Source organism: Micromonospora sp. NPDC005172 (assembly GCF_040608555.1).
Taxonomy (GTDB): Bacteria; Actinomycetota; Actinomycetes; order Mycobacteriales; family Micromonosporaceae; genus Micromonospora.
The window spans coordinates 1-20,499 of record NZ_JBEXIL010000014.1; the positions used below are offsets into that span (position 1 = coordinate 1).

The 20,499-nt window shown below is 69.6% G+C and carries 22 protein-coding genes and 1 pseudogene; 14 read left to right on the plus strand and 9 right to left on the minus strand.

What is annotated here, in order from left to right; genetic code table 11:
• Positions 1 to 30: 30 nt before the first annotated feature.
• Positions 31 to 1,131 (minus strand): IS701 family transposase, encoded by a 1,101-nt coding sequence (locus tag ABZV06_RS12150; protein ID WP_355620831.1) that lies wholly within the window; start codon positions 1,129 to 1,131, stop codon positions 31 to 33.
• A 385-nt stretch (positions 1,132 to 1,516) separates the two neighbouring features.
• Here ABZV06_RS12150 and ABZV06_RS12155 point away from each other — a divergent pair, with 385 nt between their 5' ends.
• Entirely contained in the window at positions 1,517 to 2,206 is a 690-nt protein-coding gene (locus ABZV06_RS12155; protein WP_355247727.1) for a hypothetical protein, read from the plus strand.
• 110 nt (positions 2,207 to 2,316) lie between these two features.
• Here the strand turns inward: ABZV06_RS12155 and ABZV06_RS12160 are convergent.
• Positions 2,317 to 2,508 (minus strand): annotated as a pseudogene (locus ABZV06_RS12160) (SMI1/KNR4 family protein); the annotation flags it as partial.
• An 87-nt stretch (positions 2,509 to 2,595) separates the two neighbouring features.
• Between ABZV06_RS12160 and ABZV06_RS12165 the strand changes: the two are divergent.
• Positions 2,596 to 3,387 carry a hypothetical protein gene (locus ABZV06_RS12165; protein ID WP_355247730.1) on the plus strand — a complete coding sequence of 264 codons (792 nt, stop codon included), beginning with the start codon at positions 2,596 to 2,598 and terminating at the stop codon, positions 3,385 to 3,387.
• A gap of 110 nt (positions 3,388 to 3,497) precedes the next feature.
• Here ABZV06_RS12165 and ABZV06_RS12170 read toward each other — a convergent pair whose 3' ends face one another.
• Positions 3,498 to 3,860, minus strand: a complete 363-nt coding sequence (locus ABZV06_RS12170) for a cyclic-phosphate processing receiver domain-containing protein (protein WP_355247733.1) — start codon at positions 3,858 to 3,860, stop codon at positions 3,498 to 3,500.
• A 234-nt stretch (positions 3,861 to 4,094) separates the two neighbouring features.
• On the opposite strand from ABZV06_RS12170, the gene ABZV06_RS12175 reads away from it, so the two are divergent.
• Positions 4,095 to 4,457: a VOC family protein gene (locus tag ABZV06_RS12175; protein ID WP_355247736.1), complete on the plus strand. Its 363-nt coding sequence runs from the start codon at positions 4,095 to 4,097 to the stop codon at positions 4,455 to 4,457.
• 194 nt (positions 4,458 to 4,651) lie between these two features.
• Here ABZV06_RS12175 and ABZV06_RS12180 read toward each other — a convergent pair whose 3' ends face one another.
• Positions 4,652 to 5,371: a VOC family protein gene (locus ABZV06_RS12180; protein WP_355247738.1), complete on the minus strand. Its 720-nt coding sequence runs from the start codon at positions 5,369 to 5,371 to the stop codon at positions 4,652 to 4,654.
• Positions 5,372 to 5,449: 78 nt separating this feature from the next.
• Between ABZV06_RS12180 and ABZV06_RS12185 the strand changes: the two genes are divergently transcribed.
• A complete protein-coding gene (locus ABZV06_RS12185) occupies positions 5,450 to 6,322 on the plus strand; it encodes a hypothetical protein (protein WP_355247741.1) in 873 nt (290 codons plus the stop codon).
• Between the two features lie 455 nt (positions 6,323 to 6,777).
• Here ABZV06_RS12185 and ABZV06_RS12190 read toward each other — a convergent pair whose 3' ends face one another.
• Positions 6,778 to 7,476 (minus strand): winged helix-turn-helix domain-containing protein, encoded by a 699-nt coding sequence (locus tag ABZV06_RS12190; RefSeq protein ID WP_355247744.1) that lies wholly within the window; start codon positions 7,474 to 7,476, stop codon positions 6,778 to 6,780.
• Between the two features lie 63 nt (positions 7,477 to 7,539).
• On the opposite strand from ABZV06_RS12190, the gene ABZV06_RS12195 reads away from it, so the two are divergent.
• Both ABZV06_RS12195 and ABZV06_RS12200 read left to right on the plus strand, forming a co-directional pair.
• Positions 7,540 to 8,202, plus strand: a complete 663-nt coding sequence (locus ABZV06_RS12195; RefSeq protein WP_355247746.1) for a hypothetical protein — start codon at positions 7,540 to 7,542, stop codon at positions 8,200 to 8,202.
• Positions 8,199 to 8,936, plus strand: a complete 738-nt coding sequence (locus ABZV06_RS12200) for an isocitrate lyase/phosphoenolpyruvate mutase family protein (RefSeq protein WP_355247749.1) — start codon at positions 8,199 to 8,201, stop codon at positions 8,934 to 8,936. The genes ABZV06_RS12195 and ABZV06_RS12200 overlap by 4 nt, the downstream gene beginning before the upstream one ends.
• Before the next feature lie 55 nt (positions 8,937 to 8,991).
• On the opposite strand, the gene pyrE is transcribed toward ABZV06_RS12200, so the two are convergent.
• Both pyrE and ABZV06_RS12210 read right to left on the minus strand, forming a co-directional pair.
• The gene (pyrE, locus tag ABZV06_RS12205) at positions 8,992 to 9,516 is read right to left on the minus strand and encodes an orotate phosphoribosyltransferase (RefSeq protein WP_355620834.1); all 525 of its coding nucleotides are present in this window, start codon (positions 9,514 to 9,516) and stop codon (positions 8,992 to 8,994) included.
• 183 nt (positions 9,517 to 9,699) lie between these two features.
• The gene (locus ABZV06_RS12210) at positions 9,700 to 10,362 is read right to left on the minus strand and encodes a winged helix-turn-helix transcriptional regulator (protein WP_355247754.1); all 663 of its coding nucleotides are present in this window, start codon (positions 10,360 to 10,362) and stop codon (positions 9,700 to 9,702) included.
• 80 nt (positions 10,363 to 10,442) lie between these two features.
• Here ABZV06_RS12210 and ABZV06_RS12215 point away from each other — a divergent pair, with 80 nt between their 5' ends.
• Positions 10,443 to 10,820 carry a VOC family protein gene (locus tag ABZV06_RS12215; protein ID WP_355620837.1) on the plus strand — a complete coding sequence of 126 codons (378 nt, stop codon included), beginning with the start codon at positions 10,443 to 10,445 and terminating at the stop codon, positions 10,818 to 10,820.
• 199 nt (positions 10,821 to 11,019) lie between these two features.
• Here ABZV06_RS12215 and ABZV06_RS12220 read toward each other — a convergent pair whose 3' ends face one another.
• Entirely contained in the window at positions 11,020 to 11,640 is a 621-nt protein-coding gene (locus tag ABZV06_RS12220; protein ID WP_355620840.1) for a hypothetical protein, read from the minus strand.
• Between the two features lie 213 nt (positions 11,641 to 11,853).
• Complete coding sequence (gene galE, locus ABZV06_RS12225) at positions 11,854 to 12,882, minus strand: UDP-glucose 4-epimerase GalE (RefSeq protein ID WP_355620843.1); 1,029 nt, start codon at positions 12,880 to 12,882, stop codon at positions 11,854 to 11,856.
• 195 nt (positions 12,883 to 13,077) lie between these two features.
• Between galE and ABZV06_RS12230 the strand changes: the two genes are divergently transcribed.
• Genes ABZV06_RS12230 through ABZV06_RS12260 form a run of 7 tightly spaced genes read left to right on the plus strand, consistent with a single transcriptional unit; the run spans position 13,078 to position 20,491 of the window.
• On the plus strand, positions 13,078 to 14,256 hold the full coding sequence (locus ABZV06_RS12230; RefSeq protein ID WP_355620846.1) for an inositol-3-phosphate synthase: 1,179 nt from the start codon (positions 13,078 to 13,080) through the stop codon (positions 14,254 to 14,256).
• A complete protein-coding gene (locus tag ABZV06_RS12235) occupies positions 14,253 to 15,179 on the plus strand; it encodes an HD domain-containing protein (RefSeq protein WP_355247769.1) in 927 nt (308 codons plus the stop codon). The genes ABZV06_RS12230 and ABZV06_RS12235 overlap by 4 nt, the downstream gene beginning before the upstream one ends.
• Positions 15,176 to 16,324 (plus strand): class I SAM-dependent methyltransferase, encoded by a 1,149-nt coding sequence (locus tag ABZV06_RS12240; RefSeq protein WP_355620849.1) that lies wholly within the window; start codon positions 15,176 to 15,178, stop codon positions 16,322 to 16,324. The genes ABZV06_RS12235 and ABZV06_RS12240 overlap by 4 nt, the downstream gene beginning before the upstream one ends.
• A 3-nt stretch (positions 16,325 to 16,327) precedes the next feature.
• Positions 16,328 to 17,314 (plus strand): Gfo/Idh/MocA family oxidoreductase, encoded by a 987-nt coding sequence (locus ABZV06_RS12245; RefSeq protein ID WP_355247775.1) that lies wholly within the window; start codon positions 16,328 to 16,330, stop codon positions 17,312 to 17,314.
• Positions 17,315 to 17,316: 2 nt separating this feature from the next.
• The gene (locus tag ABZV06_RS12250; RefSeq protein WP_355620852.1) at positions 17,317 to 18,144 is read left to right on the plus strand and encodes an MBL fold metallo-hydrolase; all 828 of its coding nucleotides are present in this window, start codon (positions 17,317 to 17,319) and stop codon (positions 18,142 to 18,144) included.
• A complete protein-coding gene (locus tag ABZV06_RS12255) occupies positions 18,141 to 19,625 on the plus strand; it encodes a YcaO-like family protein (protein ID WP_355620855.1) in 1,485 nt (494 codons plus the stop codon). The genes ABZV06_RS12250 and ABZV06_RS12255 overlap by 4 nt, the downstream gene beginning before the upstream one ends.
• Positions 19,622 to 20,491 (plus strand): sugar phosphate isomerase/epimerase family protein, encoded by an 870-nt coding sequence (locus tag ABZV06_RS12260; RefSeq protein WP_355620858.1) that lies wholly within the window; start codon positions 19,622 to 19,624, stop codon positions 20,489 to 20,491. The genes ABZV06_RS12255 and ABZV06_RS12260 overlap by 4 nt, the downstream gene beginning before the upstream one ends.
• The last annotated feature ends 8 nt before the right edge of the window (positions 20,492 to 20,499 follow it).

Genomic DNA, 20,499 nt, shown 5'->3' on the forward strand with positions numbered 1-20,499 from the left:
TTCGGATCTCCGGTACGGTGTAGCCGATCATCATGTCGTCGTCGGTGCTGGTTCCCCTTTTGCGGTAAGGGATCGGGCGACGGACAGCCAGGCGTGGGCGGCCATGGACAGGGTGATGTGGGCGTACCAGGCTCGCCAGTCTCGGACCTGGTATTCGTCGAGGCCGGCTTCGTTCTTGGCCTGCTGGAAGCACTCCTCGATCGCCCACCGTGCCCCCGCGATACGGGCCAGGTCGAGCAGGCGGGTGCGGCGGGGTCCGTAGCAGACGTAGTACGCGATCTCCCCGGTGCTCATGCTGCGCCGGGCCAGCAGCCAGTGCCCGCGACCGGGTTGCCAGCAGATCCGCACCGGCACCCGCGCCCACCAGTACTCACGCGGCCCGTGCGCACCGGCGCCGGCGGACAGCCGACACCACGCCCGAGCAGGCAGATTCGCGATGAGCTGGTCGGCGCGGGCAGTTCCCATCGTCGTGGTGATCATGTCGTCGTTGCGGCGAGTCGCGACCACATAACCCACATCCCGCTGCTCCAACCAGACCCGCAAGGCTTTCGACTGCCCGTAGGCCTCGTCCATCGTTACCCAACCCACCGGCACCCCAGCGTCCAACGCGCGGCCCAGCATCTCCCGGGCCATCTGCACCTTCGTGGCGAACTGCACCTCGTCCGGGATCCCCGCCGCCCGGCACCGGTCCCGGTCATCGGTCCACGACGTCGGGAGGTAGAGCTGCCGGTCGATCAGCGCGTGGCCCTTCGCAGACCGATAGGCCAGGAAGGTCCCGACCTGGCAATTCTCTGTCCGCCCGGCGGTGCCGGAGTACTGGCGCTGCACCCCCGCCGACCGGCTGCCCTTTTTCAGGAACCCGGTGTCGTCGACGATCAACACACCGCTCGGATCTCCGAGGTGCTCAACGACGTAGTCCCGCACGTCGTCGCGGACCGCGTCGACGTCCCAGTCCGCCCACCGCAACAACCTCTGCATGCCGTCCGGCGACACGTCCCCGGCCTGCTCAGCAAGGGTCCAGCCATTCTTGCGCCCCAAGCCCGAGACCAGCCCGCACAGGTACTGACGCACCCGCAGCCGTGGTTCCGACCGGCGAAACCGAGGCCCGATCCGGGCATGCAACCGGTCCAACTCGCCGTGCCACTGATCGACATCAACGTCCGTCACAGCCAGACCAACGAACGCGAGTCGAACTCGATTCGCCTACTGCCGTTGCAGTACTAAGGCCTCGTTATCGTGCCCCTCCGCGGCGAGCTCCCCGATCGAAGCGAGCTCGGATGAGGCCAGACGACTTCCTCGGCTTTTTCTGCATACCCGTGCAGCACGGACTGCTGGTCCTTGGGGACATCAACTCGGTGGACACCCACGACGGCTGGGACGCTACGCAGCGGAGACCTCTTCGGCGAGACCGAAGGGGTCGACGTTGGCTCCGCAGCGGAGGCGGTAGGACTTCCAGACAGGGCGAGCATTGTCGTCACCGTCAGGTGGATTCGGTTCGTATGGTGTGATCGCCTCCGTGATGACGTGGAACGCGGCAGCGTACGAGATCCTTGGCGGGTTCGAGGGGGACGCGGCGGCAGGTACCGAACTGGCCGCGCTCGAGAGATGGGTTAGAGGGCGGCTGCCGGAAGCAGTCCGTGAGTGGTATCTGTTCGGCGGTGACCGGCGCTTGGCCTCGATTAGTTCCAACCTGGTCACGCGGACGCAGGATTTCACCAACCAGACGGTTATCCGGTTCCTCGCGTCTGGATACCTGCTGTTGGAGACCGACAGCCAGCACTGTTGCAGGTGGGTCGTGGAGGCCTCTTCCGCTGACGACGACCCGCAGGTGTACCTCGTCGATCCGGACGACGACGCTTGTACATCGGGAAGCCGCTACGTCGGCACGTTCTCCGACTACGCCTTCACCGCTGCGTGGGATGCGGTGCTCTGGAAGGGCGAGGTGTGGGCCGATTTCGACCATCCACTGCCCGTCGGCGCGCTTGACGCGCTGAAGACCCGGCTTACCCCGCTTCCGACAACGAGCGGGTGGGCTATGAACCAGAGGTGCGACGCGGTTTACCGATTTGAAGGAGTGGCGAAAGTCGCCGTGGCCGTAGCGGGAGGTAGTGCGCTGTGGAGCGCGATTGCTGCTCCGTCCATCGCCACGCGGAGAGCGTTCGCAACGCTCGTCGGTGCCACTCCGGAAGGCGCCGATGATCGTTAAGGCTGTCGTGCGCACCATCGGCTTGCCTGTGTTGGTCACCCGACGCGCACCCTCCTCTGAGGAGCCTCGGAGTACCCCCACTCGGTTATTCAGATGGCGTCGCCGAGCCCGCCGCACAGGCTGAAGGGGGCAGTCTGGCCGATCGCCGCCAGGGTGGACACCGCCACGTAGTTTGCGGACCAGGAGGTTCGGCTGGGCGAGGGGTGGGCGTCACGAGTCAACGGTCCGTCGTTGTGTCGCCGGGCCAAGTCGATGTACGCGGCGCGTAGTTTGCGCCCGAGTGGCGCTTCCACCTCTCGCAGCTGGGAGCCGCGTCACCGATCGCCGGCCCGGCCGATGTACTGGGCCTACCTGCCGGGACCTGGAGCCTGCCTGAAACCATCAGAGCCGTGACGACGTTCCGCCTCCTGCGGCAGACGAATCGCTTTTCGCGATTCGCTCAGGTCACCGTCGAGGTCGCACCGTCGGGCCAGCCTGACGTGGAGGTGACCGCCGTCGTGGTCGACGAACACCGGCGGGAAGCGGCGCTCGGCGCTCGATGGGCTCTGCATGGACTCCCCGCCGCAGCGAGGGTAACCGTGACCGACATCGTCACCACAGAAGCCGACACCAGCGTGGGCGACGTTCACGAGGCCACCTCCCGAGCAGTGTGGCAGGCGCTGCGCGTAGAGCGCCCGATGCCGCACGTAGGCTTCGGCGATCCCGAGATGGTCGCGTCGTGGCTGAAGAGCATGGTGGGCCGACGGCTCGACGCCGTGACGGAGGCCCGGTACTGGTGTGAGGGACGGCGTGGTCCGGATGCCGAGAGCCTGCTGCACGCGTGGCTGTTTTTCGCAGACGCGATGCCGGTCGGTCTGCACGGTCGTGGGGACGAACTCCTGCTCGCGAAGGAATATCCGTACCGCTCCTACGACATGGACGAGTACGCAGAGACCAGGGTCGGCCCGGCGCGACACCCGGACCTGCTGTCCGGGTTCATCGGCGCCCGGCTCACCGACGGCGCTGTGATCGTCGGCCACGACGTTGACGCGGTCTGCGCGGGTCTGGTGCTGCGGTTCGAGGAGGGCGATCTCGTTATCGGCACCCTTGGGGACGAGTGGGTTCTCGCCGTCGACCCGGTGCCGACGGCGGCCGCTCATTACTGGGCTGTGCAGCCCTTCGTGCACGGCGGCTGCCGGTAGCGGCGACTTCGTCAACTCCTAGCGGATCAGGCTGCGCAGATCATGACCGTGTCATCGCAGGCGCCATCCGAGTGTGACAGCCGTTGGAGGTTGCGCTCGTGCCAGTCGGCTCACGCGGGGGAGTCGAAATAGCCGATTTTCGTGGTGCCCGACGCGACGCGGACGCGATACCCCCAGTGCCGTAGGACCTGGGTGATCTTTGCGGCACCGGCCGGGTTGGCGGAATGGACGTTGATGACGCCGACGTCAAAGGGGCGGTTGTCGAAGGCGGCCCGTTCGAGGATCTGCACGACAGGCCAGATCGTGTCGTCCCCGCCGAGGTCGTGGTCCAGCCACAGCTCGTCGAGGCGCCGGTACCGGTACCGACAGAGGAGGTCCACTCCCGCGGCACTGGTGCGGGCCACCTCGGCGCGTCGGCCGTCCGCGAACGAACGGAGGTCATCGATTAAAACGATCGTTCGGCGGGCATCCACGCGACGATGATGCCTGGCAACGTCAGGATCCGAAATCCGGATTCACCACCGACCGCGCGCGTCGGCACCAAGGTCATCCCTCGTGACTACCGGTGGACAGTAGGCGATCGTGGCGATGTCGCTGTCATGGATGTCGACGGGCAGGGCCCGGCTTGTCGGCCGGCCCGTGCGCTCATGCCAAGTTGAGTGCGCCCCCGTGGGAGCGGGCTGCACATTGTCGCTATGGTCGGTGTCGTGGAGACACTGGGCCGACTTGCCGGAGTCACGGTCGACTGCCGGGATCCGCAGCGACTGGCTGACTTCTGGTCTGTGGTGCTTGGAGGACGCGCAACGGAGTCTCTTCCCGGCTGGCGGCGCGTCACTGTTGCCGGGGGCGGTCCGGTGCTGACATTCCAGCCGGTCCCGGAGCCCAAGGCCGGCAAGACGCGACTACACCTCGACATCGCCGTTACCGACGTTGACGATGCGGTCGATCGGATCGAGATGTTGGGCGGGCGGTGGACAGGTGAACGGCATGACTACCAGGAGGGCGCAGTCCTCGTCATGACCGACCCGGAGGACAACGAGTTCTGCGTCGTGCAGTACTACCGGGAGTGATCTGGTCGGGCTTTCGACCGAGCATCCGAGACCTGCTGATGGCGTCGTACGCGCACCGTCGTCGTTGCACACTGATCACAGGCGGCCGCGAAAGCGTGCAGGCGTCGACACACTCCTCTGCAGCGACGCGCGCGATCGGCCAGGCTCTCGGACGTCCGACTCTGTCGAGTTGGGGGAGGCGTTCGTATGGTGAGTCACCGCAGTGCTGCCGCGAGTTCGGCGGCGTTGTCGAACGCGGATGCCGCTCTTTCGGATTCGTCTTCCGTGAGCGCGACGGACTGGGCGCGGGCCAGCATCTCGGCCGCAGTCTTCGGATCGTGCAGCACCATCGCGAGTTCGGCGCGATAGACCAGGACCTCTACCTGCTCGACCGGGTCATCGTCGGCTTGCGTGCGGGCCAACGCGCTGTCGAGGATCCGAACGGCCTGTTCGACGCTCCCCCTGGAATCGGCCTGCACGACGGCATTCGCCAGGGCCTTGGCCAGCCGCCCGGCAGGCGTGGCGGCCGGCATGGGCGCGGTGGCGGCGTCCCGAAAGACGCGGATCCAGTTGCCGCCCGGGTCGATGACGCTGAACCCGCCCAACCCGTCTGCGTTCTTTCGCGCCCTGGGCCGGGTCATCCGCGGCGTTCCGGACACCAGTACCTTGCCGTACGCGACGCGCATGCCGGCCGCGAATGCCCGGTGTAGTCCCTCGATGTCCGCGGTGAGTACGAGACAGGAGCCATAGGACTGCTCCGGGTCAAATTCGGCGATCTCGAAGAACTGCAGATGCAGGTCTTCCCGCTGAACCCCCACACACGCGTTGGGCTTGCGTTGCTTGTACGTGGTGCGGAAACCGAGAACTCCGTAGAAGGTTCCGATGTCGTCGATGGATGCGCACGGCAGGAGGGGAACGGTCCGCTCGTTGGTCATGCCTCCTTCCTAAGCGTCGCAGGGTGTCCGTCGCACATGGAAATAGCCGATCGTCGCCTTCGGTCATCCGATCGGCTGATGACCCAGAACGCAAAGCTTTCCAGCCGAACCATGAGCGGTGCGATCCTGCCTGCCATACGTCTCGCCAAGATCAGGCACCCGGATCTGCCGCGCCCCGCGCGACTGCGCTTGAACTGTCGTCCGACGTACCCGACGTTTGCCGGCACTGCAACCGCTGCCGGGCCTCGGGTATCGCCGCATGGGTCTTGCACGACCGCCCCTGACGGGTGCCCGGCGGCTTTCGGCATGATGGCGGTCATGGACGTCGAGGAACTGATCGCGCAGCATCCGCAGGTCTTCCACACGATGTCGGCGACCGCGTGGCCATCCGTACGACGACACGGCCTCCTATCCACACAGCGACTGATCCAACTATTCGACCTTGATCCGGCCGAGCGCGACCGACTCCTGAACGCCCCTCGCAAGCAGTCCACCGTTCTGCGCGCGCCCGGCCTGGCGCCTGCCGTAATTCGTGATCAGAAGCCCATGAAGTTCGTTACGGAGAAGATCGATCCAGACTCGTCGCTGGCCGAGTACCTCGCGGCCATCAACTCTCGGGTCTTCTTCTGGGCCAGCGGTGAGCGGCTGGATCGGCTGCGTCAAGCAAAGGAGTACCGCACCGAGGACCAGGTGGTCCTGCACGTCGACACCCGTGCCCTCGTCGAGCGACATGGCCCACGAATCGAACTCTGCCGGCTCAACTCCGGTGCCGTGATGCAGAAGAACCACCCCCTGCGGGGGCATCGATCCTGGCTGCCGATCGCCGACTACCCGTATGCCGAGTACCGCCGCCGCTACGGCCGCCATGGCGCCCTGGTCGAGGTCACCGTGTTGGACGCGGTCCCCGACATCCTCGAACTGACTGACAAGATCGAGGGCACCATCAACTGATACCCCACCGGGATGGTGAGAGGACTGCTCTGCGCTCGGGAGTGCGGCACTCGAGCACCTTTGCGCCAATCTGACCACGCCCGGCGTGTCAGGCTAGACCGGTAGCGCCGTTAGGTGTTGCTGCTCCCGGGATGACTGGCGCCGGCCAACGTCTCGGTGTGCCTGAGGAGACGTCTGTCGGATTGCTGCAGATCCTTGTGGAGCTCTGCAGGCGAACTTGCTGGAATCCGTTGGGTTTCTTAGTTCGAAACACCGATCCCACGGGCGGGCGTGACCAGGCCCTTCAGTCTGGAGAACTCTTCGGCCGATCCAAGGGCGTCAGCGTCGGCACCCCCGCGGAGCGGTAAGGCGGCGTTTGCACATGCGGATGCGGGTGTTCGGAGTCGATGTGGTTGCGTCACAATTCCCGGAGGGCGGGTATTTTCGGCGGTGTTCGTCTGCTGCGCAGGCACCCGTCAGTCGACGTCGGCAAGGCCTAGGAGGTCCCGCAGCGCTGCTTTTCCGTTCGGAGTGAGCCGCACCGCCCGACCGGATCCAATTCGGGCCACCCAATCGTTGGCGAGGAACGTCTCACACAGCTTCGCCCCGGCCAACCCGGCTAGGTGCTGCCGCCGTTCCGTCCAGTCGAGGCATCCGCGTGCGAGGGGTCGGTTGCCGGGCCGTAGGTCTTCGGGGCTCAGCCTGAGGGTGTCGGTGAGCCAGGCCAGGCCGGCCGCGGTCAGGGCGAAGCCGCCGGCCTGGTCCAGCAGTCCCGCGCGGGTCATCGCGTCGGTCACCGCCACGCCGAGCCGTCCGGCGAGGTGGTCGTAGCAGGTGCGGCCACGTCGCAGGGCCGAGTTCGCCGTCACCTCCCGCAGCCCTCGCGGCGAAGCCGGGCGGTGCTCGATCCGGGCCGACAGGTCCTCGAGAAGCTGCGCGACGGACGCGCCGGCGAGTTGTACGTATCGGTGACGACCCTGGCGTCGCTCGACGAGCAGCCCGCCGTCGATGAGGCGGTGCAGGTGCTGGGTCGCAGTGGAGGGTGCGATGCCCGCGTGCGCCGCCAACTCGCCCGCGGTCCACGCGCGCCCGTCGAGCAGCGCGAGGCACATTGCGGCCCGGCTCTCGTCAGCCAGCAGAGTCGCGAGCGACGCCAGGTCGGAGGCTGAGGTCACGCACCCAGCGTAGGTCGCTTCTTTTCGGCCGCCGCCGAACGATCCCGACCGTACCGTCGCCTCATGCAGCAGATCAACGGCCGCGACGCGGCCTTTGCCGTCCTGAACAACCCGGCCTTCGTGGTGCCCCCGGTCCCGTCCGGGCCCGCCGGAGTCGCCTGGCTACGCGCCACGGTCGGCCGCTTCAGTACCGGAGAGGCCCACGAGCACCGTCGCGCGCTCTGCATCGCGATCCTGGACGCGATCCCGCCGGAGTCCCTCCGCGGCTACGGCCCGATGCATCCGGTGGCGGTCCTCGCCGGCAAGATGGGCGTCGACGAGCCCGTCGAAGACCTCGTACGCGATGTCGCGCAGGCCTACCAGCCCGGCACCGGCGACGAATCCAGGGCGGACGCGGCGGTCGGCCGGTTGGTTGCGGCCTTCGGCGGCGTCTTTGACGAGCCGACCGCGGCCCGCATCGGGCTACTCGTGCAGGCTTGCGAGGCCACCGTGGCCATGACCGAACGGGCCCGACACCGCCCCGTTGACGAGGTGCTACGCGACGACCCGCCGGTCCCGGCGACCAAGCGGCAGGCGCTCGTCACAGCCATCGTCGGTGACGTCACGGTCGAAGCCGGCGAGGTGGTGCAGGTGCGGCTGGCAGGCGATCTGGCATTCGGGGCGGGGCCACGTCGCTGCCCCGGACACGCACATGCCCTCGCACTCGTCGAAGGAGCCCTCGTATGAGGGACTTCGCCGCCCTTCACCGCAGCGGCGACCCGCTTGTCCTGCCGAACGTGTGGGACGTCGCGTCAGCCCGGTGTCTGGTCGAGGCCGGCTTTCCCGCACTCGGCACCACCAGCCTTGGCGTCGCGGCCGCAGCGGGCCTCCCCGACGGCGCGGGCGCCGCCGACGCCGAGACGCTGCGCCTGACGCGCGCCCTGGCGAAACTGCCGGTACACCTCACCGTCGACATCGAGACCGGGTCGGTCGGCACCGCGGTCGCCGTGGCTGCGGCCGGCGCGGTCGGCGTCAACATGGAAGACAACATGGGACCCGCCGAAGCGCACGCGGCGTTGATCCGAGTGGTGAAGCGGGAGGTCCCCCAACTGTTCGTCAACGCCCGGACCGACACTCATTGGCAGCGCCCCGGCGACCTCGACGAGACCCTACGCCGGGTACGGCTCTACGCGGACGCCGGCGCCGACGGGGTATTCGTGCCCGGTCTGGCGGAGCCGGCCGATGTCGGCGCCGTCGTGGCGGCGGTCGACGTACCGGTCAACATCCTGTTCCTACCTGGCCGGCACACCGTCGCGGCCCTGGCAGAACTGGGCGTCCGACGCATCAGCACCGGCTCCCTGCTCTTCCGCGCCGCCCTGGCGGCGTCCCTGGACACCGCGGAAGCCGTCCGCGACGGCCTCGCCGTACGACCGAACCTGCCGCCCTACGCCCAGGTCAATATCTGGTCGACGGCACAGTGACGCCAACGAAACCATGGCTTGCACAGGCAAGATCAACCATTCGCTCCTGCACTTGTCACGCCGTCAAGGAGGACTCCAGGTCGCGACGGGTGAGAGCGGCGCGTAGCCGCAGCGCCTCGGCCGCGAGATTCTGTCGTCCACCCTGCTCGCGATCGATGGCGCAGATGACCGAGTCGACAACGGCGCCACTGGCCCTCAGTTGCCGGCACGACGCCAGCAACGCCCCGCCGGTGGTGACCACGTCCTCGATCACCACGACCCGCCGGCCGTCCACGGGGCCGCCCTCGGCTGCCCTGCCCGTGCCGTACTCCTTGGCCTGCTTCCGGACGAAGACGGTCGGCAGCCCGGTCAGCTGCGACATCACCGTAGCGATCGGTATGCCGCCCATCTCCATCCCAGCCAGCACATCGCACTCCGGCAGCAGGACGACCATCGCCTCGGCCACCTCACGCAACAGGCCGGGCTGCGCCTCGAACAGGTACTTGTCGAAGTATTCGTCGCTTACCTGCCCCGAGCGGAGGCGGAACGACCCGGTCAGATGGCACGCGTCGTAGACGCGACGCGCGAGCGGGGAAGTCACGCAATCAGCCTCGCATGACCCTGCCCGGTGTGGCCGCCCGAGCTTCCTCTCATGCCGCGATCCGCGCGTAGAGGGCGACCGCATCGCCGCAGCCACCGATTCGATCAAGGCGTCCTACCGCCGCATTGACGCGGGTCTCAGCTCGATCGACCTACTGGTGCGGAGCATCCGGTGACGGGTGCGTCATGGGATGACGCGCACCAGCCGTCGTAGCGCGTCCCGGTCGCCGGTTATCTCGAAAGCATCCAGTGTGGACGGGTCGGCGAGCAGGTCATTGAAGGCGCGCGGGCTGGTGCTGATCCCCGCGTCGGCGTGGGGCGGCCCGCCCGCCTCGACGTGAATGCGGCCGTCCCGGGTCCGCACGGTCCAGATCTCGACGCTTTCGTTTCTGCCGCCCGGTTTACCGTCGACGCTGCGCTCGCGGAACTCGATACGGTAGGTCGCAGGCGGGGCTCCGGCGTCAGGGTGCCCGGCAGTGCGTAGGTACAGCAGGACGGACGTGGCACTGAGCGCGAACGGCTCTGGCGGCCGCGGTACGTCGGCACCCCACTCGCCCAGCGCGAGGAGGACGGGTTCGAGTCGCCGCCCCCGCTGCGTCAGCTCGTAGACCCAGGAGCCCGCCGGCGGCGGTAGCTTGCGGCGGCGGATCACGTCGCGGCCCTCCAGCTCGCGCAGCCGGTCGGCGATCAGGTTGGAGCTGGCCCCGGGCAGGCCGCGCCGCACGTCGGAGAAGCGCCGCGGGCCGAGCAGCAACTCGCGCACGACCAGCAACGCCCACCGCTCCCCAACGACGTCCAGGCTGCGTCCGATCGGGCACGCGTCGCCGTAGCTGCGGGTGGTCGGCATGGTAGAAACTTACAACCTCGTGGTTGTTCTTCACAACTAGCAGACCTATGGTGAGGGCTGACGAGCGAGAGGAGTCGGCCATGGCACAGCCAGTGGTGCACTTCGAGATCATCGGTACGGATCCGACCAAGCTGCGCGGCTACTACGGACAGCTGTTCGGCTGGCGGTTTGACACGGGAGGCTCGGTGGCGCCGTCGATCTCCGCAGCCGGCGACTACGGGTTCGCCGAGCTCGACGGGGTTCCCGGCGGAATTGGCGGGGGCACGGGCTTCGACCCGCATGTCGTGTTCTACGTCGGGGTGCCCGACGTGGAGGCCGCGCTACAGCAGGCCGAGCGCCTCGGCGGGATCCGCCGGATGGGCCCGGATCGGGCGCCCGGCCGAGACCTCGTCGTCGGCCATTTCACCGACCCGGAAGGTAACCTGGTCGGCCTCGCCGGTCCGGCCTGGGCCGTGTGATCGCTGAGGGACTGGCCCGGTCTGAGCCCGATCCGAGCTATTGGTACTCCGTCCACGGCCTGCCCTACGGGTACGACATCCAAGCGGCGGGCGTCCATGTCAAGCGAGTACCACCCGCCGTCCCGCCTGAATCCACGGCAAGGCCGATGGGCCGGCCAAGCATGAGTACGCCTGCCCGTCCCTCGCCGGGCCTTCAGCGTCAGTAGGGGAGCTTGACCGGGTCCGATACCGGCTGGCCGGTCGCCTCGTCGAAGAAGTCGTCGACGCCGGTGGCCCCTTGCCGCGTCAGCAGGTCCTCGGCTTGGGAGTTCTGAGCGTCGTCCAGCGCATATACCCGGCCGTTCCGAGCGAATTTGGTGTTCGCGTTCGCCGGGATCGTCAGGTCGAATGACGTCGACCGTCCGGTCATCTTCCGCCGGGGGTAGTAGTCGATATTTCCGTCGCCATAGTTCACCTCGACGACGAACCAGTACGTCAGCCCCGACTCCGGCTCCCCGGATGCGGTGGCCGTGACCTTGACCGTGTGCGGGTCGCCGGGCGATGAGCTGAGCTGATAGCGCAGATCCTCGGGTGTCGGGCTCGACGTGGTCGGTACGACGCTCGGAGTTGGTGTGGAGGCGGTCCTCTCGCCATCGGGTTCTTCCGGTGCTGCGGCGACGGCGAGCTGGGCGACAGCGGCAAATCCGAAGAGGACCATCGCCACGAAGGAGATGATCGCCCATTTGTTGCTGTGTTTGCGCAGATAGAAGAACGCGGCCACCAGGATCACGGTGATGAGTCCGCTGATGGCGGCGGTGATGTAGAAAGCAGTGCTGCTCACGCGGCGAGTCTGCCGTATGGGGGCCAAGCCGCGCCCTGTCAGTATTGCGACAGGGCGCGGGAGCAGCGATTTTACTGGTCCGGATTGCGGATCGACGGATTCGGCGTTTCCGTGAATGCGGGGGCGGCCCGCTCACTTCAGGTGCGGACGTGCGAAACGGTCGGCCGATTCTGCCGGAGCGTCCGGCCATTCTCGACCATTGGTGCCGTCCAGTCAGCCGGCCAGTTGCCGGCGGCGAGCCGCCAGGTCCTCCAGCACCTGACCGCGCCGGTCGTGCCAGGCCAGGGAATCGACGATCCCGGTGGACAGGTCGCGCTGTGCCCGCCACCCCAGCACCTCCCAGGCCCGGCGGCTACGGGTGAAGGCGCCGGCCGTGTCTCCGGGGCGCCGTGGTGCCTCGCGGACCAGAACCGGACGGTCCACCACCGCGTTGAACGCCGCGACCAGTTCCAGCACCGTCGTGCCGGTGCCGCTGCCCAGGTTGAGGGCGGTGTGCGGAGCACCGCCGACGGCGAAGATGTCGTCGAACCGGTCCAGTGCCCGAAGGTGGGCGTCGGCCAGGTCCCAGACGTGGACGTAGTCACGCAGCCCCGAACCGTCGCGCGTCGGCCAGTCCAGACCGTTGACCGAGAACGGCACGCCGGTCTGGTGCGCCTGCATCAACCGGCCCAGGGCGTGCGAGGGCGTGGCGACCTGGAGCCCGGTGCGCAGCGCCGGATCCGCGCCGATGGGATTGAAGTAGCGCAGGGACAGCACCCTCAGTGGACTGCTTGCCGCGATGTCGGCGAGCATCCGTTCCACCACCAGCTTGGTCTGCGCGTAGGGGCTGGTGGCGTGCAGCGGCGAGACCTCGTCGACGCCGAGATCCGCGTCCGGCCGGTAGATGGCCGCGGACGAGCTGAAGATCAGCCGATGTACGCCGTGCGTGAGCAGTCGGTCGACGAACTCCAGGGTGGCGGAGACGTTTGCCCGGTAGTAGTCCACCGGCCGGGCGACCGAGTCCGGCACCGCGATCAGGGCCGCGCAGTGGATGACCGCGTCGATGTCCGGATGCCGCGTCAACAGCCGGTCCACCCCGTCCGCGTCCGCGATGTCGCCGACATGGAAGGACCGCCCCCGGCAGAATTCGCGGCGACCGGTGACCAGGCTGTCCAGCACCACTGGTGTGTGGCCCGTGTCGATCAGAGCGGACGCGATGGTACTTCCAATGAAGCCTGCCCCACCCGCGATCAGCACCTTCACGAGCAGACCTCCCCCGGCCGGCACCCGACAACGCGTCGCACTCTGCTGCATTCTTTGCACAGCGCAAGGCCGTTGACCTGGGAAATCGACCGATAGGTGCACCGCCGGGGCGTCGACGAATACCGATGACTGATCCGCGACTGGCCGGGTAGGCGGCGGCTCGGGTCGGACGTGCAGGTCGAATCAGGAGGCGGCATGACGGAGGAGCGCATCGGGGTCGCGGTGGTCGGACTGGGTGGAGCGGTCGCGACCACGGCGATAGCCGGGGTGGAGTTGCTGCGATTGGGCATGACGGACATGTCCGGACTGCCCCTGGCGCACCGCACTGATCTGGTGCCCTACGAGTCGATGGTCTTCGGGGGTTGGGACCTGGCTCCGGACGACCTGGCCAAGGCGGCGCACCTGCACCGAGTGGTGGAGCCAGCCCACCTGGACACCGTCGCGGGGCCACTGGGGCAGATCCAGCCCTGGCCGGCCGTGGCGGACCCGGCGTACTGCCGGAACGCCACCGGGGCGAACGTGGTGCCGATCGGGCCGCTGCGTGAACGGGTGTCACACCTGCGCGCCGACCTGGGCCGGTTCAGGTCGGCGCAGGACGGGCAACGGGTGGTGGTGGTCAACCTGGCCTCCACCGAGGCCCGACCGGATCCGGCGTCACCGGCGCTGCAGAGTGTCGACGGGTTCGAGGCCGGGCTGGACGCCGACGATCCGGTCATCACCCCCGGTCTGCTCTACGCCTACGCGGCGATCCGGGAGGGCTGCCCCTACGTCAACTTCACGCCCAGTCTGGGGGCCGACGTGCCCGCGCTGCTGGAGTTGGCCGAGCGGGAGGGCGTGCCGGTCGCCGGCAAGGACGGGAAGACCGGCCAGACACTTGTCAAGACGGTGCTCGCTCCGGCCTTCCGTTCCCGAGCGCTGACGGTGGAGGGCTGGTACTCGACGAACATCCTGGGCAACCGGGACGGGCAGATCCTCGACGACCCGTCGTCGCTGGCCAGCAAACTGGACACCAAGGGTTCGGTGCTCAACCAGATCCTCGGCTACGACGTGGACGACCACGTGGTCCGGATCGACTACTACCGGCCGCGCGGTGACGCCAAGGAAGCCTGGGACAACATCGACCTGATCGGTTTCCTCGGGCAGCGGATGCAGCTCAAGGTGGACTTCCTCTGCCGGGACTCGATCCTCGCCGCGCCACTGGTGCTGGACCTGGCACGGCTGATGGCGGAGGCCGCCCGCCGGGGTGAGAGCGGCGCGCAGGAGCAACTCGGCTACTTCTTCAAGGCCCCGATGACCCGGGACGGCCGGACACCCGAACACGCGCTGCACGCGCAGGAGCGGACACTGCTGGACTGGCTGGACGCGGCGGCATGACCACTGCGCTGGCGGCCCCGCCGGTCGACCGACTGGCCGCCGTGACACCCACGCTGCGCCAGATCGGCGACCTGAAACGGGTCCGGGTGGCCCACGCCGAGGGCTCGGTGGCCGAACGGGCGTTCTCCCGAGCGTGGGCGGCCATCGTCGCCGGTGCCGACCCGGCGGACGTCGCCGACCGCGAGTGCGCCGCCGCGCTGGCGGGGGCCCGCCTCGGTGGGATGGACGCGGCCACCCTCACCGCCTGCGGACTGGCGGAGGCCGAGGTGGAGAACGTCCTGGCCCGCGCTGTCGACGAGCTTGTCGGCTCGCTGCACCCGGACACCGGACGCCGGGTGCGAGCGGCGCTGCCGCGATTGGTTGCCCAATCCCTGCCCGACGCGCCGGTCCCGTCGTTCGTGACGGCCCTGCGCCGACAGCCGCGCGCCGGTGCCACCGCCGCGGGACGGCCGCGCCTGGTGGTCGAGCCCGCTGAGAACCATGCCGAGCACTGCTGGGCCGTGGCCGTGTACGGGGCGCTGCTCGCTGACGACACCGGCGCGGACCCGGCGCAGGCGTTCCTGCTCGGTCTGGCCCACCACCTGCACAACGCCCGGCTACCCGACGCGGGCTTCGCCGGTGAGATGCTGCTCGGCGACTACCTGGAGCCGATGACCGACCGGCTCACCGGGTGGGAGTTGGCCGAACTGCCGGAGCAGGTGGCCGCCCGGGTCAGCGCGGTGCTGGCGTTCCGGGTGGACGCCGACACGCCACTCGGACGGACCTTCCACAGCGCGGACGTGCTGGACCGGGTGCTCCAGGTGCACCATCACGCCCGCGCCGCCGCGTTCACCGTTGAGCAGGCCCTGGTGGACCTGGCTCTCGTGCACGACGGCCCGGTGGTGGACTACCAACGGGCGGTCCTGCGGGCGGCGGGGCTGTGACCGCCGTCCGCGCGGTGCCCGCCGCCACAGCGACCCGGTGGCGGGGACCCGACGGCACGCCCCTGCACACCGACACGTCGTGCACTCTCACCGACGGGGTGCGCCGCTGGCCGGTGGTGGACTCCATCCCCTGGCTGCGTCCCGACCGCGACGACCTGCGGGAGCAGGCGGTGGCCGCACTGGACGCGGGCGATCCGGACCAGGCCGCGGTGACGTTGCTCGCCGACTCCGACGACTGGTGGGACGGCCCTACGCCACCGGCTGACCAACTGCGTGCGGCGCTACGTGCCAGCACCCTGCGCGACGCGGTGGAGCTGCTCGGGTTCGGCCGGGTCGGGGTCTACTTCCTGCACCGCTGGTCCGACCCGAGCTGGCTGGCTGCCCTGGCGCTCACCGCCGCACACCCGCCGCACGGTCGGCCGGTGGTCGATCTGGCCTGCGGCGCCGGGCACCTGCTGCGACACCTGGTCCTGCACGGCCACCGCGATCTGACCGGCGTCGACGTGGTCTTCGCCAAGCTCTGGCTGGCCCGCCGGTTCGTGCTGCCGCCCGACGTGCCGGTGGCGCTGGTGTGCGCCGACCTGACCGCACCCTGGCCGCTACCACCTCCGGCGGCACCTCGCCACGTGGCCTGCCACGACGCCCTGTACTTCCTTGCGGACAAGGCTGCCGTGGTCACCGCCGCGCTCGCCTGCGCCGGCCCCGACGGTGCGGTGCTCCTCGGTCACCTGCACAACGCACAGCATCCCGCCGGTACGACCGGGTTGCCGCTGTCACCCGACAGCTGGACGGCCCTGCTGCCGGGTGCCATCGCGTACACCGAGGAAGAACTGACCGCAGCGGCGGCGGCCGGGCAGCTGCCCGCCCCGGCTGACCCCGCCGCCCTGATCGGCACCGAGGCTGTCGGCCTGGCCCGCGACGCCGGCGACGCGCCGGCCGACGCCGCCCTGCTGGGGCCCGCGCCGGCGAGCCGGCTGCGACCCAATCCGCTCTACATCGACGGGGCCCGCTGCTGGCCCGACCCGCGGTGGGCCGCCGAGTACGGCGACCGGGCCGCCGCGTACCTGCCGGAGCGTTGGCCGACGGACCCGGGCCCGGACGCGGTGCGACGTCGCCTTCTCCTCGACCTGCCTGAGCGGTGGTGAGCGATGAAGCCGGTCGGGTGGGGGGTGGTCGGCTGCGGCTGGGTGGCCCGTGACCACGTGGCCCCGGCCATCCGCGCGGCCGGGCACCGGCTCGTCGCCGCCTGCGACCCGGATCCGAGCGCCGCCGGTGGGCTCGCCCCGGATCGGGTGGCCACCACCGATCTGCACGAGCTGCTCGATCACCCGGAGGTCGAGGCGGTACACGTCGCGACCCCCAACCACACGCACGCCGACGTGGTGGCGGCGGTGGCCAAGGCAGGGCTGCCGGTGCTGTGCGAGAAGCCTCTGGCGGCGACCGTGCCCGATGCCCGTCGACTGGTCGACGCCGCCGGTGGCGCCCTCGCCGGGGCCGCGTTCGACCAGCGGTTCCATCCCGCCCACCAGCGCATCGCCGCGATGGTCGCCGACGGTGAACTGGGCACGGTGACAGCGATCCGGATCGTGTACGGCTGTTGGCTGCCCGAGCGGTGGAGTCCCGACGGTCGACCGCACGACAACTGGCGGATCGACAGGGCCCGTTCCGGCGGCGGGGCCCTGGTGGACCTGGCCCCGCACGGCGTCGACCTGGTCGGTGTGCTGCTCGGCGAGGACCTGGTCGAGCTGACCGTGCGGACACATCGGCGGGTGCATCCCTACCCGGTGGACGACGGCGCCCTGCTGGCCGGGGCAACTGGCAGCGGGGTGCTGGTCCAGGCCCACGTGTCGTTCAACACCGCCGACCCGCTGCCTCGACGCCGGCTGGAGGTGGTCGGCACCGACGCGCAACTCGTCGCCGTGGACACCCTGGGTCAGACCGCCGGCGGCACACTCACCCGTCTCGACGCCGCGACCGGCACCGCCGCCGAGGTGCCGTTCGATGTCGACACGACCCCGTTCACCGGTCAGGTGCGCGCCTTCTCCACCGCCGTGCGCGAAGGCGGTTGGCCGTGGCCTCTGGACCGGGACCTGCGCCTGCACGAGTTGCTGCAGACCGCCGCGGAGAGGAACTGACGGTGCCCCTCCGCCCGTACGCCTGCGCGAACTGCGGCCACTGGCAACGCTGGTTCGCGTCCCCGCCGTTCTGCCCGGTCTGCACGGACGTGCGCAACGCGCTGCCCGAGGACGGCTGGCAGTTCGCCTCCGCCGACGAGGTGGCGGTCGGACGACAGGCACGTCGGGCCGTCGTCGCTCCCGGCGTGACCGGTTACTGGTGCGAGCCGCAGCTCGGGCTCGGCACCACCGGCTGGGTGATCGAGACCGACGCCGGTCTGGTCGGTTGGGAGGCGGCCGGCTGGTACCCAGCCGACGCCATCACCGACCTGCGCGAGCGCGGTGGTCTGGTCGCGCTCGGGGCGAGCCACGTGCACGGGTACGGCGCTCTGTGGCAGCTTCAGGACGCATTCGCCCCGCCGGTGCTCGCGATCGGTGTCGACGATCTCGTCTGGACGAAGGCGTTCCAGGTGACCTGGCCCACCGACGATCGACATCTGCTCGCACCCGGCCTGGTGATGTACCGCAGTGGCGGTCACTTCCCCGGGCACAGCGTGCTGCACGACGAGCAGCGCGGGATTCTCTTCGTCGGTGACCTGATCAAGGTGGAGCTGGCCGGGGAGAGCCCGGTCGGCCTTTCCTGCCACAAGGCGTTCCATGCCCAGATCCCGCTCTCGCACGCCGAGGTGCGGCAGGCCCGCGACCTGGTCGAGATGCTCGACTTCGACGCGGTGGCCACACCCTTCGAGTACGCGGCGCCGGTCTCTCGCCGGCAGGTGCTCGCCCTGTTCGACCGGCAGCTGCGGGGGCAGCCGACGGCCGGACCCATTCCGATCGAGGAGCTGACGTGACCCGAGCCGCCGAACCGCGTACTCCCACCATCTCGGCGACGTCGGTCGCCGACCGGCTCGCCGATGCGCTGCCCGCCGGCGAGGTCGGTGACTTCGACGTCTCCGGGCTGGACCGGATCGGTCTGCCGGTGGTCTCCGCCGACCACCTCGGCGACGGTTGGCCCCGGGCCGCGGCGATGGGCTACGGCGCCACCCTCGAGCAGGCGCGCACCGGTGCGTACGGGGAGCTGGCCGAGGCCCTGTTGCTGCACGGACAACTACGGGCGATGGTTCCCCGGCGGGCTTCGTACGCGCAGCTTCGTACCGAGCTGGGCGTCGGCGGTGTGGTGGATCCGCGGTCGCTGGTGCTGCCCGCCGGCACGACCGTCGACGACGACCAGCCCCGCTCCTGGCTGCCCACCGTGCGGTGGCGCACCGGCGAGACGGTGCTGGTTCCGGCGGAGTTCTGCGGTTCCGCGAGCGAGGACCTGCCCTGGCAGGACCCGGCCGAACGGCTCATCACGGTGATCACCAACGGGTCGGGCGCGGGCGACACCATCGAACGGGCCGTCGCACACGGCCTCCTGGAACTGCTGCAACGCGACGGCAACACCACCGCCTTCCGGGCCATGGACGCCGGCGTGGTGATCGACCTCGACGAGGTCCGGGACCCGGTGACCCGAGCCACCCTGGACCGGCTGCGGGCCGCACACATCGACGTCGTCCCAAAGCTCGCCTCTACCGACTTCGGGCTGGTCGACGTCCACGTCGTCGGCATCGACAGGGAGCCGGAGACCCCACCGTTGGCGGTCACCGCGTGTGGGGAGGCCGCCCACCCGGACCGCGAGACCGCACTGCGCAAGGCGCTGCTGGAGTACGTCTCCTCCCGTTCCCGCAAGGTCTTCTCCCACGGGCCGTTGGAGGCGCTGCGGCGGTTCACGCCGGAGGCGTACTGGCGGCGGGAGTTCGCGCGACCGGCCGAATCACAGGAGACCCGTGCCCTGGCCGCGATGCGCGAGTGGACGCACCTCGACGGCGGGCAGCTCCGCGCCCTGCTGGAACCCGTGGTGCTGGCCCAGCGGAGCAGAGTGCCCTTCACCGCGTTGCCGACCGTCGCGCCCGGAAGCCTCGACGACCCGAGCGCGCTGCTGGCCGACCTGCTGCACCGGCTCGCCGAGTTCGACGTACTTGTCGTCGTCGCGCCCGGCGACGGGGCGGTGGCGGTCAAGGTGATCGTGCCCGGACTGGAGGCGGAAACCATGTCGTACGGGCGAATCGCGGCGCGGGGGGTCGAGCGCCTGATGGAGAGGGGCTCGCCGCTGGTCGGGCTCGGGGCGCCTCCGCACGACGGTGCCGCATCGGTGGTCCTCGACCCGGTGGGCCGGGAACGGCTGGGCGACGAGGCATGGCTCGACCTGAGCCTGGTCGCCCGGACGATCGGCCCGCTCTATCCGCTCTATCGCGAGCCGAGTCGGCACGTCGTCGCCCGGAGTGAGACATGAGCCTGCGATACGCCTACAACACCAATGGGATGACGTCGCACCGGCTCGACGACGCACTGGCCCTGCTCGCCGACTGCGGCTACGACGGCGTCGCGCTCACCCTCGACGTGGCCCACCACGACCCGTATGCGCCCGACCTCGCCGGGCGCACCCGCCGGTTGGCCGGCCGTCTCGACGCGCTCGGCCTCGCCAGCGTGGTGGAGACCGGCGCGCGGTTCCTGCTCGACCCGCGACGCAAGCACCACCCCACCCTGGTCTCGCCGGCCGAGGACGACCGGACGCGGCGGCGCGAATTCCTCCGTCTCTGCGTGGACGTCGCCGTGGAACTGGGCAGCGAGGCCGTGTCGTTCTGGGCCGGCGTACCCGAGCCCGGCACCGACCGTGACCGCACCTGGCACTGGCTCGTCGACGGCGTCCGCGACGTCGTCGAGTACGCCGGCCGGCACGGCATGACGTGCGCTCTGGAGCCGGAGCCCGGGATGCTGATCGACGACTGCGACGACTGGGCCCGGCTCGCGGCCGAGGTTCCTGGTCTCACGCTGGCCCTGGACACCGGTCACTGCCTCGTGTCCGGCCGGTACGACCCCGCCGCCGCGGTGCGCGCCTTCGCGGCCAGTCTGGGCGCCTGCGCCATCGAGGACATGCCCTGCGGCCGGCACGAGCACCGCGCTCCCGGTGAGGGCGACCTGGACTTCCCCGCAGTGCTCGGCGCACTGACCGAGGCAGGCTATCGCGGGCTGGTCAGCCTCGAACTCTCCCGGGACGCCCATCGGGCCGACACGCTGGTGCCTGCCGCGCTGGCCGCGCTGCGCCACGGCGAGCAGCAATCCCGCACCTCCACCGAGCTGAAGGTCGGTGTCCGATGAGGATCTGC